Source organism: Mammaliicoccus stepanovicii, assembly GCF_002902525.1.
In the GTDB taxonomy this organism is placed as follows: domain Bacteria; phylum Bacillota; class Bacilli; order Staphylococcales; family Staphylococcaceae; genus Mammaliicoccus; species Mammaliicoccus stepanovicii.
This window is the reverse complement of record NZ_PPQZ01000003.1, coordinates 25220-38396: the sequence shown is the minus strand read 5'-3', so window position 1 is coordinate 38396 and position 13177 is coordinate 25220. Positions and strand designations below refer to the sequence as shown.

The window sequence follows — 13177 nt, the reverse complement described above, 5'->3', positions numbered from 1 at the left end:
GATGAAAAACAAATCCATCATCGTTAAAGGTGCGAGAGCACACAATTTAAAAGATATTGATATTGAAATACCTAAAGACCAACTTGTTGTAATGACTGGTTTATCAGGTTCAGGGAAATCATCATTAGCATTTGACACGATTTATGCAGAAGGCCAACGTAGATATGTAGAGTCATTAAGTGCATATGCTAGACAGTTTTTAGGACAAATGGATAAACCAGATGTAGATTTAATTGAAGGGTTATCTCCTGCAATTTCGATTGATCAAAAAACAACTAGTAAAAACCCAAGGTCAACTGTCGCAACTGTGACTGAAATATATGATTATTTAAGATTACTATATGCTAGAGTTGGACGACCTATATGTCCCAATCATGGAATAGAAATAAAGTCACAAACCATTCAACAAATGGTTGACCAAGTAATGGAGTTAGAAGAACGAACTAAAATTCAAATCCTTTCACCAATCGTTTCTGGTCGTAAAGGTACACATAAGAAATTAATAGAAGATATTGCCAAAAAAGGCTATGCAAGATTAAAAGTTGATGGAGATATCATGGATGTTGATGATGTACCAGACTTAAACAAAAATCAAAATCACTCTATAGATGTAGTAATTGATAGGCTCGTCATTAAACCTGGCATTGAAGCAAGGGTTGCAGATTCACTTGGCACTGCGTTAGAGTTGGCTGAAGGGAATGCAGTAGCAGATATTATTGACGGTGATGAAATTAAGTTTTCAGAACATCATGCATGTCCGATTTGTGGTTTTTCAGTGGATCAATTAGAACCAAGAATGTTCTCATTTAACAGTCCATTTGGTGCATGTTCATCATGTGATGGATTAGGTAGTAAATTAACTGTAGATTTAGATTTAGTAGTGCCAGACAAAACGTTAAGTTTAAATGAAGGTGCTATATTACCTTGGCAACCAATTAGTTCAAATTATTATCCAACACTTTTAAATCAAGCGTGTAAGCATTTTGGTATTGATATGGATAAGCCGTTTAATAAATTAACAAAAAAAGAACAAAATATCGTACTTCGTGGACACGATTATGAAATTGAGTTTGAGTTTAACCAAGATTATGGTGTGAAAACAAACCGTAAAAGAACGATGGCTTATGAAGGTGTGTTAACAAATATTGAAAGACGTTACCATGAATCACCTTCAGAATATGTGAGAGAAGTAATGCAAAAGTATATGGTAGAAAAAACATGTGAAACATGTAATGGATACCGTTTAAATGATAAAGTACTATCAGTTAAAATCGATGGTCAACATATCGGTGAAGTTGTAAGATATTCAATTAAAGAAGCACTTAAACATTTTGATCATTTAAATTTAGATGAAACAGAACAAAAAATTGCTAAGTTAATATTAAAGGAAATTCATGAAAGATTATCATTTTTATACAATGTAGGTCTAGAGTACCTAACTTTAAGCCGTGCATCAGGTACGTTATCTGGTGGTGAAGCGCAAAGAATAAGGTTAGCTACACAAATAGGGTCTCGACTATCAGGTGTGTTATATGTGCTTGATGAGCCGTCAATAGGTTTACATCAAAGAGATAATGATAGATTAATCGAAACTTTAAAATCAATGAGAGATATGGGTAATACTTTAATCGTAGTTGAACATGATGAAGATACGATGAAAGCAGCTGATTACTTAATTGATATTGGTCCAAAAGCTGGTATACACGGTGGCGAAGTTGTTGCATGTGGTACACCAGAAGAAGTGATGAAGAATGAAAAATCATTAACTGGTCAATATTTAAGTGGTAAAGAAAAAGTATACGTACCTTCTAAACGAAGAAAAGTTTCAAAACGTAAAATATCTGTAAAAGGTGCAACAAGTAATAACTTAAAAAATGTGAATGTTGATTTTCCATTATCAGTTATGACATGTGTAACAGGTGTATCAGGTTCAGGTAAAAGTTCATTAGTTAATGAAGTTTTATATAAAGGTTTACAGAAGCAATTATACAATACGAAAACAACACCAGGTGCACATAAATCGATTAAAGGTGTTAACGAAATTGAAAAAATCATAGATATTGATCAATCACCAATAGGAAGAACGCCACGGTCAAATCCAGCAACTTATACTGGTGTATTTGACGATATTAGAGATGTATTTAGCCAAACAAATGAAGCTAAAGTAAGAGGATACCAAAAAGGTAGATTTAGTTTTAATGTTAAAGGTGGCCGTTGTGAAGCGTGTAAAGGTGACGGCATTATCAAAATCGAAATGCATTTTCTTCCAGATGTATACGTACCATGTGAAGTCTGTGACGGAAAAAGGTATAATAGAGAAACATTGGAAGTCACTTACAAAGGTAAGAGCATTTCTGATGTGTTGGAGATGACTGTAGAAGATGCTTGTCATTTCTTTGAAAGTCTACCTAAGATAAATAGAAAATTACAAACTATAGTGGACGTTGGATTAGGTTATATCAAACTAGGACAACCCGCAACAACTTTATCAGGTGGGGAAGCACAACGTGTCAAACTTGCATCTGAGCTGCATAGAAGATCAAATGGCAAGTCGTTGTATATATTAGATGAACCAACTACTGGTTTACATGTAGATGATATAAAAAGACTTCTAAGTGTGCTAGATAGACTAGTAGAAAATGGTGACTCAGTCATTATTATAGAACACAATTTAGATGTAATTAAAACAGCAGACTATGTTATCGACCTAGGTCCAGAAGGAGGAGACGGTGGTGGTGAAATTATCGCAACTGGCACTCCTGAAGAGATAGTAGAAGTAGAAGCATCTTATACAGGTAAATATTTAAAGCCGATTTTAACAAGAGATCGAGCATAATACGGGAGGCCATTATCATGAATGAAGTACAAATTAAGATATTAGAACTTATCGAAAACGGCAATATTAATGTGGATGAAGCGGTGAAATTATTAGAAGCGACTTCAAATACTGGCGCATCTTCATGTTCAAGCGCATCAAAGGAAAATGTAGAATCATTGTTTGAAGATTTATTAGATAAAGTTAAAACAACTGCTAAAACTGGTAAAACAGAATTCGAAAAGCAATTCAAAAATAAAGAAACAAATGAAGGAGATCCAATTCGACAATTAGATGAATCTTTGAGAGACATCATCCGTTCATTTAATAGAAATAATGACCAAAATAAAGATATATAATCACTTTAAAGTCATTGGTTGAATATCATTATCCTTGCTGGGGCGGGACTAAGAAATCTTTTTTACAAAATTAGATTTCTGTCTCGCTCCATTTTTATCTTAAAATTTACAAGACATGTCTTGTTTATAATGATTGCAGTTCTAAGCAAAGTTCATTAGAATTAACATATATTAACCTAGAGGTGAACCTATGATATCAAGTAGTAAATTAATAGAACAATTTAACATGGAAGTGATTGCAGGTAAAAATGGACTGCATCGTAAAGTTACCGAAACAGATTTGTCACGTCCTGGCTTAGAAATGGCTGGGTATTTTTCGCATTATTCGTCTGATAGGATTCAAGTTTTAGGTACGACAGAGCTCTCTTTTTATAATTTATTACCTGAAGAAGAAAAAGCTGGACGCATGGGTAAACTGTGTCGACCTGAAACGCCAGCGATCATTATAACGCGTGATCTAGAAGCGCCAGAAGAATTGATTAACAGTTGTAATGAAACGAATACACCATTATTAAAAAGCGAGTCTTCAACAACAAAATTAATGGGTCAAGTAACGAGTTATTTAGAAAGGGAATTAGCACCTGAGACATCACTTCATGGTGTGTTGGTTGACGTATATGGTGTTGGTGTATTAATTACAGGTGATAGTGGTGTCGGGAAAAGTGAAACAGCACTTGAACTTGTCAAAAGAGGACATAGGCTTGTTGCAGATGATAATGTTGAAATTAAAGAAATTAATAAGAATGAATTAATAGGTAAAGCGCCAAAGATCATAGAACATTTGTTAGAAATTCGTGGATTAGGTATCATAAACGTTATGACATTATTTGGAGCGGGTTCTATTCTAATGGAGAAACGTATCAAGTTGAACATTAATTTAGAAACATGGAATAAAGAAAAAATTTATGACAGAGTGGGTTTGAATGAAGAAACCTTAACGATATTGGATTCGAAAATCACTAAAAAAACGATTCCAGTCAGACCTGGGCGAAATTTAGCTGTTATTATTGAAGTTGCAGCAATGAATTATCGCTTGAATAACATGGGTATTAATACAGCAGAAGAATTTAATAATCGCTTAAATGCTGAAATATTAAAGAATGCTCGTAAGGAGAATGAATAATGGAATTGTTAAGTATTGATCCAGTAGCCATTCAGCTAGGTCCATTAGCTATAAGATGGTATGGAATTATTATTGCTTCTGGTATATTAATTGGTTATCTTATTTCTCAAAAAACAGCTAAGAAGGTTGGTTTGAAAGAAGATACATTAATCGATTTAATAATATGGAGTGTTATCATGGCAATTATATGCGCTCGTATTTATTATGTAGCTTTCGAATGGGGATACTATAGCCAACATTTATCTGAAATTCCACTTATAATGAATGGCGGTATAGCTATACATGGTGGACTAATTGGTGCATTTTTAACAGGCTTTATATTATGTAGAATTAAACATTTATCATTCTTCCAAATAGTCGATATTGTAGCACCAGGTATTATATTGGCACAAGCAATTGGTAGATGGGGAAATTTTATAAATCAAGAAGCGCATGGTGGACCGGTTTCAAGAGTTTTTCTAGAAAATCTACATATTCCTGAATTTATTATTAATCAAATGCAAATAGACGGTGTTTATTATCAACCAACATTTTTGTATGAATCGATTTGGAATCTTATAGGCTTTGTATTATTGTTATTATTAAGACCACATTTGAAAATGGGTGAAACGTTCTTTAGTTACCTTATTTATTATTCAATAGGAAGATACTTTATTGAAGGTTTAAGAACAGATAGTTTAATGCTTACAGAATATTTGAGAATTGCCCAAGTGATTTCAATTATAATTATCATAATATCAATAATCTGTATTATATATAGAAGAATCAAATACAATCCAGCGAAATTTCGGGATGTTGAAGGTTATTATCATAACTAAACGTGAAAGAAGTGTTTATTTTGCGAGCATTAAAAACTAAAAAAGTCTCCGGTTCTAACCCATTATGGAATATGTATGAAACAATACGTTTTGTTAAAGTTTTAAAAAATGTTATTATCATTGAAATTAGTAGGTATTTACCAAGTGTTAAATTAAAACTATGGCTATTTCGAAAATTTTTAAATATGACTGTTGGAGATAAAACGGCGTTTGCATTTAAAGCAACGCCTGATATTATGTATCCAGAACTGATTTCAATTGGACGTAATTGTATAATTGGGTTTAATGCGACTATTCTATGTCATGAGTATTTAGTCGAAGAATATCGTACTGGGACAGTTGATATTGGTGATAATGTGTTGATTGGTGCAAATGCAACAATTTTAGCAGGAGTTAGAATAGGGAATAATGCAATAGTTGCGAGTGGAACGGTCGTTTCAAAGGATGTTCCTGAAAACATGATGGCGTTTGGTAATCCTATGCAACTTAAAAAAAGGCGGTGAGTCGTTGGACGATAATTCAAATATTATACATGTTAAGTTTGATAAAGACTTCTATTATCATAAAGCAATGGAAAAAATGAGAGAACAAAATTATGCATATGCCGAGTCTTTATTCGAAAAAGCACTTGAACTTTCTCCAGATGATTTTGTTATCATCCCGCCATATGCCGAATGCCTAGTAGAATGTAATAAAAATATAAAAGCAGAAGAACTGATGTACGATCAAATTGTAAAAGAACAGTTTGTAAGTGACTATTATTTTTATTTAAGTCAATTGTTTATGAAAACAAATGAACCGAACAAAGCATTTTTGTTTGGTCTCATGTACGTTGTAATAGAAGATGATCAAGATTATTTTGATGAAATGATACAAATGTTTGAAGTGAGCTATAGCGATCAAACGATTGTAGAAGAAGAAGCAGAAAAGTTTGTTATTCAACATATCTTTCAATATTTATTCTCACATGGTAGGTTGAATGAATCTGTTACTTATATTGAAAGACAACGTAAAGAAATGCTTGAAGACAAACACATTATGAATTTACAAGCTATGGCATTGTTATATAATGGTAAATATGCTGATGCTGAACATATTTTGAAATCGATTTTGGATGAAAATCCATCAGATATATATGCATTATGTCATATGACGTTATTACTTTATAATACTGAACAAATGGAACGCTTTAACCATTATTTAAGTAGACTAAGTAAACTACATCCTATAAATGATGAAGAGTCATTCAAGCTAGGTGTCGTGTTAAGCTACTTAAGTAAATACGAAGCATCTAATCAATTATTAGTACCATTATTGAAAAAAACACAAGCGAATATGCCTCAATTACATCATTCATTAAGTTATAACTACTATAATTTAGGTTATGAAGATGAAGCGAAGAAACATTGGCAAAAATTTGAAAGTGGCATACAATATCATAATCAGTTATCACCATGGAAGATTGACGAAATAAAGAACACGTTGGATAGTCATATATTGCCGTTATTAAAAAACGAAGATTATAGATATAGAATTTATGGAATCTTCCTATTAGGTAAAGTAAAACAACGTGAACTCGTTATGTCTCAAGATTTATGGGAGATATTAGAGAACTTACCAGACTATGAACGCTTGTATATAACGTATAAATTTCAAGATTTACACCTTAATAAGCTTGGGTTTATTGATAAAGGCATGAACCTTATAAATGAATCTGTATATCAAAAGTACGGTAAAGAGTTGTTTGTAGCATGGATAGAACACGCCGAAATGTTGATTGCAGATAACCAATCAATTGAAGAAATAGAACATTATGTAGCAGCATCTGTTTATATTTATTTAAAAATGTTAAATATAAAAGTTTCTAAAAAAGATATGCAAAAGACTTTTGATATTTCACTATATCGCTTAAATAAAGCACTTCATGCTTTAGTGAGCATATAAGTATGCTTAATTAAAACATTGATGTACAATTTTACTGAATTAAAAAGAGGAGGCAGTTTTTAAATGACGACACAAGTAGATTATGATGTAATTATTGTTGGAGCTGGTCCAGCAGGTATGACTGCCGCGGTTTACGCTTCAAGAGCTAATTTATCAACTGTAATGATAGAACGCGGTATGCCTGGCGGACAAATGGCAAATACCGAAGATGTAGAAAATTTCCCTGGTTTTGATTTAATATCAGGCCCTGATTTATCAACAAAAATGTTTACACATGCACAGAAATTTGGTGCTAAATATGAATATGGTGATATTAAAGAAATAGAAGATAAAGGTAATTACAAAGTCGTTAATATGGGCGACAAGACACTTACTGCTCGCGCTATTATCATTGCGACTGGCGCTGAATATAAGAAAATTGGTGTCCCTGGTGAACAAGAACTTGGTGGACGTGGCGTAAGCTACTGCGCAGTTTGTGATGGTGCATTCTTTAAAGGTAAGAACCTTTATGTCATCGGTGGCGGTGATTCAGCAGTTGAAGAAGGTATCTTCTTAACTAAATTTGCTGATAAAGTAACAATCGTCCACAGAAGAGATCAATTAAGAGCACAGAAAATTATTCAAGACCGTGCATTTAAGAATGAAAAAATTGATTTCATTTGGAATTCAACATTGAAAACAATTAACGAAAAAGACGGTAAAGTTGGTTCTGTCACATTAGTATCAACTGAAGATGGTTCAGAAGTTGAACACCAAGCAGATGGTGTATTTATTTATATCGGTATGAAACCATTAACAAAACCATTCGAATCATTAGGTATCTTAAATGAAAATGGATATATTGCAACTAACGATGAAATGGAAACAAGTGTGCCTGGTGTTTATGCTGCAGGAGATGTTCGTGAAAAAACACTTCGTCAAATCGTCACTGCAACTGGTGACGGCAGTATTGCTGCACAAAATGCACAAGCTTATATTGAATCATTAGAAGACCAAGAACAACTTATTTAATTTTATAAGGTATCACATTGTGGAGTAACACGGTGTGATGCCTTTTTTTATAGTCTGAATGATAATTTAATGTATTTTAAGGTATTATATTGTAAGATGAAAGTATATAAGGTAGCTAAAGGAGAAATGTTATGCAACACGTAGACAAAACTAATGTAAGAAACGAATTGCTTGTGGTAACAGGTATGTCAGGAGCCGGTAAATCGGTCGCACTTCAAGCATTAGAAGATTTAGGCTATTTTTGTGTCGATAACTTACCACCAATCTTGTTGCAAAAATTTGTAGATTTAATGGATCAAGGAAATCCATCATTATCTAAGGTAGCGATTGGAATTGATTTAAGAGGTAAAGATTTCTTTGATAATTTAAGAGATGAGCTAGATTATATACAAAGTGAGAAAAAAGTAATAGTAGATATATTATTTTTAGAAGCTAGCGATGAAAAATTAATTTCTAGATATAAAGAAACGAGAAGAACGCATCCTTTAAGTGAAAAAGGAAGTTTATTATCTGCAATAGAACAAGAAAGAGAGTTATTAAGTGATGTGAAAGGCATCAGTAATTTTGTAATTGATACGACAGAGATGAAACCGAAAGTATTAATTCAAAATTTAGTCGATACGTTTGAAAAAGATCGTTCGTCATCATTCCAAGTAAGGGTTTTAAGCTTTGGCTTTAAACATGGCATGCCAATAGATGCAGATATTGTTATTGATGTTCGATTTTTACCAAATCCATATTATGTTGAAGAATTGAGACCATTGACTGGACTCGATGATGAAGTTTATCAATACGTCATGAAATGGAAAGAAACAGTTACTTTTTACAAAAAGTTTAGCGATTTATTAATGTTCATGTTACCTGGATACAAAAAAGAAGGTAAGTCTTTATTAACCATCGCCATAGGATGTACAGGTGGACAACATCGATCAGTCGCACTTGCTAAACGTATAGGTGAAGATATTAGAGACAATTTTGATTACGCTGTGTATACGTCACATCGCGATGCACACATTGAAAGCAAACATAAAATATGAAAAAAATTAAAGTAGTCCTAATAGGTGGTGGTACAGGATTATCTGTACTAGCAAGAGGATTAAAAACTTACCCTATTGATATCACTGCGATTGTTACAGTAGCAGATGATGGCGGAAGTACAGGTAAAATTCGTGATGTGATGGATATACCTGCTCCAGGGGACATAAGAAATGTACTAGCGGCGTTAAGTGATACGGAACCTATGCTTGAAAAATTATTTCAACATCGATTTGAAGAAGAAAAGTTAGGCGGGCATTCTGTAGGAAATTTATTACTGGCAGCAATGACAAATATTACAGATGATTTTGGACATGCAGTTAAAGAATTAAGTAAAATATTAAATATTAAAGGTCAAGTGATTCCTTCTACTACTAGAAGTGTTAAATTAAATGCAGTTATGTCTGATGGAGAAGTGATTGTCGGAGAGTCAAAAATACCTAAAACTTCTAAGAAAATAGAAAAAGTCTATTTAACACCTGAAGACATAGAACCAATGCAGGAAGCTATAGATGCAATAGAAGAAGCAGATTTAATTGTTATGGGTCCGGGTTCATTGTATACAAGTATTATGCCTAATTTAATTTTGAATAAAATGAAAGACGCCATATTAAATACCGAAGCTGAAGTGCTATACGTTTGTAATTTAATGACTCAAAAAGGCGAGACAGCAGGTTATTCAGTTAGTGATCATGTGAAAGCTATTCATGATCATGTTGGTCACACGTTTATTGATTTTGTTATATGCCAGGATGAACGATTTGATGATGACATTTTATTAAGGTATGAAGAAGAAGAAGCAAAACAAGTTAAATTTGATAAAGATAAATTAACTGAGATGGGTGTACAATGTATTCACGATAGTGGTTTAGTGAGCATAACACCTCATAGATATATTAGACATAACAATAAAGTATTGGCGCAACTTATTTATGAAATCGCACTGAGAGAGATCAGTACAATCCAATTTAAGACAAATAAAGAATAACAATTGTACATGTTATTGTTTGCTACTATATTTTTAAGCTGAATTAAAGTAAACTGTAATAAAGAGTGTAAAGGTTTACATTGATGGGGTGGAAAATATGAAACGTGTACAAATGATGATTGTATTGTTAGGGTGCATCCTGTTATTGGTAGGTTTAGTAACACATCAAGCAGTCGGCGTATCCTTTCTTGTTATAGGCGTGTTACTTATTATGTTTGGCGTTATTAAAGAAACAACAAAAAAATAATACATAACATAAGATTTATAACTTGATACGCCCGGCTGTTCCATGTAATATTAAATAGAAATGAAACGTATGATATGTCTTTCGGCATATCATTATTTTTATGTGCGTATATAGTTAAGAAAGGATGAACTGCTATGAGCTTTGCTTCAGAGATGAAAAATGAATTAACAAGAATTGAAGTAGATGAATGTTGCGCTAGAGCAGAACTTTCAGCATTGATTCGCATGAATGGTAACTTGAGTATATCTAATCAACAGTTTATTATAAATGTACAAACTGAAAATCCAGCAATAGCTCGTCGTATTTTTTCATTAATAAAAAAATGTTTCGGTGTTGAAGTAGAATTATTAGTGAGAAAGAAAATGAAACTTAAGAAAAACAATATTTATATAAGTAGAATTAAAGTAAAAGCTAAAGAAATATTGGATGAGCTAGGTATTTTACAAAATGGTATGTTCACACAAGAAATTGATAAAGACATATTGCAAGATGAATGTTGTAAGAGAAGTTATTTGAGAGGGGCATTTTTAGCAGGAGGATCTGTAAATAATCCTGAAACATCTTCTTATCACCTCGAAATATTCTCTTTATATGAAGAACACTCTACAGACTTAACAAGTTTGATGAATCAATATCAGTTAAATGCTAAATTACTTGAAAGAAAAAAAGGATACATTAGTTACTTAAAAGAAGCTGAAAAAATATCCGAGTTTTTAAGTATTATAGGTGGCTATCAAGCATTATTGAAATTCGAGGATGTAAGAATTATTCGAGATATGAGAAACTCAGTAAACAGACTTGTAAACTGTGAAACTGCCAATTTAAATAAGACTGTAAGTGCTGCAATGAAACAAGTAGAAAGTATTCAACTTTTGGATAAGGAAATAGGTATTGATAATTTACCAGATCGACTAAGAGAAGTAGCTCGATTGAGAATAGATAATCAAGACGTATCTATTAAAGAACTTGGTGAAATGGTATCAAGTGGAAAAATTTCAAAATCAGGTATAAATCATAGATTGCGAAAATTAAATGAAATGGCAGATAAAATAAGAAATGGTGAAACGATAGAATAAAATTATTATAATTAAAAGACATAGTACTAACTATAATAATATGTATTGTTATAGAAGTTTATATTTAAAAAATGAAGCGACAATATATTGCAAAAATTGTGTAGAAATAAAAAAACAGACGTAATTCATTAAAAAAATGAGTTACGTCTGTTTTTGGTTATTTAGGTCATTAACAAGTGCCATAGAAATTGGATGTATATCGTTATGATTTATTCTCTAAGAATGAGAATATAAATTTAGCATTATCAGTATTATCAATTAGACCATCAAATTTGTTAGAACCTGCTCCCATTGCATACATATTTACGTCTTCACCAGTATGACCTTTAGTAGTCCATCCTGTATGTGATTTGTCATTGATAGGTTTTTGGATAGCGTCTTGTAATGCCTGTAATTGAGTTTCGTATTGGGAATCTTCTTCCTTAAGCTTGGATAGTTTATCCGCTTCTTTAGATATTATGTTGATTTGATTCTCATCAACTTTAAATCCGTATCCTTCATTGATGACTTTCTTTGGATCTTTTCCTTTTGCAATTTGTTCAGTCATATAACTTCCGGAATGTTTCATCGACTTGATTGCATCTGGATTCCATACGTAATCTTTCCCTTTACCAATTGTTAATCCACCAGTTGAGTGGTCAGCGGTCGCAACGACTAATGTATCTGGGTGTGACTTAGCATATGAAGTTGCGTTTTTAAATGCATCTTCAAAGCCACTCATTTCAGACATAACGCCTGTTATATCGTTAGGGTGACCTGATTTATCAATTGAAGATCCTTCGACCATTAAGAAGAAACCTTTTTTGTTTTTCTCAAGTCGTTGTAAAGCGGATTTTTGCATGTCTACAAGTTTTGGATTTTTATTTGGTGCATCTATTTGTAGAGGCATATTTTCATCAGCAAATAATCCTAAGATTTTATCGCTTTTTGCATTTTTTAATGCATTTTTATTATGAACGACATCATATCCATCTTTTTTGAATTTCTTCTGCAAATTGCCATTTTGAGAGCCGAAGTATTTTTGGCCACCACCTAATAACACATCAACTGTATGCTCTCCATTAATTTTTTCATTATAGAATTGTTTTGCTATTTCATCTTTCTTATCTCTATCATCAACGTGTGATGCATAAGCTGCTGGTGTTGCATCTGTAATTTCTGATGTTACAACTAAACCAGTAGATTTCCCATCCTCTTTAGCTTGTTCTAGTACTGATTTTAACTTTTTCTTATTTTCATCTACACTAATTGCACCATTGTATGTTTTTTGACCTGTACTAAATGCAGTAGCACCGGCGGCAGAATCAGTAACATTTTCTTTAGGGTCATTAGGATCAGTCTTTTGTTGACCTTTTAAATATTGATCAAAGGCAGTTGGTTCTATTTCTTTCGTATCAGGATTATCTGCAAAATGTCTATAAGCTGAGTTATATGATGGCCCCATACCATCCCCAACCATGAAAATAATGTTTCTTGGATTTTTAGTGTTCCCGGACACAGCTATTTTAGAATCTGATTTTGGTGTTTCAGAAGCGAAAGCTGTACCTACGATGGATGAAGCAACTAATGAAATTGTAATTAAAGATGTAGTGAATTTTTTTGATAACGTCATAACCTCATTCTCCCTTATAAAGATTTATTTACTATTTAACCGTAACAAAGTAAAGTTAACGAAAAGTTTATATTCAGTTAATATTTTGTAAATATGGCGTACAAAATAAAGTGGTATATAAGTAATTAAATGAAAAACAGGCTAATCAA

General features: G+C 32.5%; 12 protein-coding genes. 11 read left to right on the top strand and 1 reads right to left on the bottom strand.

Annotation, left to right across the window (positions count from 1 at the left end):
• The first annotated feature begins 1 nt into the window (after position 1).
• From uvrA to whiA, 11 genes are all read left to right on the top strand, one after another.
• A complete protein-coding gene (gene uvrA, locus CD111_RS00295) occupies positions 2-2836 on the top strand; it encodes an excinuclease ABC subunit UvrA (RefSeq protein ID WP_095089210.1) in 2835 nt (944 codons plus the stop codon).
• Positions 2837-2853: 17 nt separating this feature from the next.
• On the top strand, positions 2854-3174 hold the full coding sequence (locus tag CD111_RS00290) for an SHOCT-like domain-containing protein (RefSeq protein ID WP_095089208.1): 321 nt from the start codon (positions 2854-2856) through the stop codon (positions 3172-3174).
• A 190-nt stretch (positions 3175-3364) separates the two neighbouring features.
• A complete protein-coding gene (hprK, locus tag CD111_RS00285) occupies positions 3365-4297 on the top strand; it encodes an HPr(Ser) kinase/phosphatase (RefSeq protein WP_095089206.1) in 933 nt (310 codons plus the stop codon).
• Positions 4297-5115 carry a prolipoprotein diacylglyceryl transferase gene (lgt, locus tag CD111_RS00280; RefSeq protein ID WP_095089204.1) on the top strand — a complete coding sequence of 273 codons (819 nt, stop codon included), beginning with the start codon at positions 4297-4299 and terminating at the stop codon, positions 5113-5115. The genes hprK and lgt overlap by 1 nt, the downstream gene beginning before the upstream one ends.
• Before the next feature lie 20 nt (positions 5116-5135).
• Positions 5136-5618 (top strand): acyltransferase, encoded by a 483-nt coding sequence (locus tag CD111_RS00275; protein ID WP_095089202.1) that lies wholly within the window; start codon positions 5136-5138, stop codon positions 5616-5618.
• Positions 5619-5622: 4 nt separating this feature from the next.
• Positions 5623-7059 carry a tetratricopeptide repeat protein gene (locus tag CD111_RS00270; RefSeq protein ID WP_095089200.1) on the top strand — a complete coding sequence of 479 codons (1437 nt, stop codon included), beginning with the start codon at positions 5623-5625 and terminating at the stop codon, positions 7057-7059.
• 63 nt (positions 7060-7122) lie between these two features.
• Positions 7123-8070, top strand: coding sequence for a thioredoxin-disulfide reductase (trxB, locus tag CD111_RS00265; protein ID WP_095089198.1), 948 nt, complete (start codon positions 7123-7125; stop codon positions 8068-8070).
• Positions 8071-8201: 131 nt separating this feature from the next.
• Positions 8202-9107 (top strand): RNase adapter RapZ, encoded by a 906-nt coding sequence (gene rapZ / locus CD111_RS00260; RefSeq protein ID WP_095089196.1) that lies wholly within the window; start codon positions 8202-8204, stop codon positions 9105-9107.
• A complete protein-coding gene (locus CD111_RS00255) occupies positions 9104-10093 on the top strand; it encodes a gluconeogenesis factor YvcK family protein (protein WP_095089194.1) in 990 nt (329 codons plus the stop codon). Before rapZ ends, CD111_RS00255 begins: the two co-directional genes overlap by 4 nt.
• A gap of 97 nt (positions 10094-10190) precedes the next feature.
• Entirely contained in the window at positions 10191-10340 is a 150-nt protein-coding gene (locus tag CD111_RS12615; protein ID WP_169712000.1) for a hypothetical protein, read from the top strand.
• A gap of 134 nt (positions 10341-10474) precedes the next feature.
• Positions 10475-11416, top strand: coding sequence for a DNA-binding protein WhiA (gene whiA, locus CD111_RS00250; RefSeq protein ID WP_095089192.1), 942 nt, complete (start codon positions 10475-10477; stop codon positions 11414-11416).
• A gap of 202 nt (positions 11417-11618) precedes the next feature.
• On the opposite strand, the gene CD111_RS00245 is transcribed toward whiA, so the two are convergent.
• On the bottom strand, positions 11619-13028 hold the full coding sequence (locus CD111_RS00245) for an alkaline phosphatase (protein WP_095089190.1): 1410 nt from the start codon (positions 13026-13028) through the stop codon (positions 11619-11621).
• Positions 13029-13177: the final 149 nt, after the last annotated feature.

What these genes read in the sequence shown, in the direction of transcription:
- uvrA (WP_095089210.1), top strand. Translation starts at nt 2, where the DNA reads ATGAAAAACAAATCCATCATCGTTAAAGGTGCGAGAGCACACAATTTA.
- CD111_RS00290 (WP_095089208.1), top strand. Translation starts at nt 2,854, where the DNA reads ATGAATGAAGTACAAATTAAGATATTAGAACTTATCGAAAACGGCAAT.
- hprK (WP_095089206.1), top strand. Translation starts at nt 3,365, where the DNA reads ATGATATCAAGTAGTAAATTAATAGAACAATTTAACATGGAAGTGATT.
- lgt (WP_095089204.1), top strand. Translation starts at nt 4,297, where the DNA reads ATGGAATTGTTAAGTATTGATCCAGTAGCCATTCAGCTAGGTCCATTA.
- trxB (WP_095089198.1), top strand. Translation starts at nt 7,123, where the DNA reads ATGACGACACAAGTAGATTATGATGTAATTATTGTTGGAGCTGGTCCA.
- rapZ (WP_095089196.1), top strand. Translation starts at nt 8,202, where the DNA reads ATGCAACACGTAGACAAAACTAATGTAAGAAACGAATTGCTTGTGGTA.
- CD111_RS00255 (WP_095089194.1), top strand. Translation starts at nt 9,104, where the DNA reads ATGAAAAAAATTAAAGTAGTCCTAATAGGTGGTGGTACAGGATTATCT.
- CD111_RS12615 (WP_169712000.1), top strand. Translation starts at nt 10,191, where the DNA reads ATGAAACGTGTACAAATGATGATTGTATTGTTAGGGTGCATCCTGTTA.
- whiA (WP_095089192.1), top strand. Translation starts at nt 10,475, where the DNA reads ATGAGCTTTGCTTCAGAGATGAAAAATGAATTAACAAGAATTGAAGTA.
- CD111_RS00245 (WP_095089190.1), bottom strand. Translation starts at nt 13,028, where the DNA reads ATGACGTTATCAAAAAAATTCACTACATCTTTAATTACAATTTCATTA.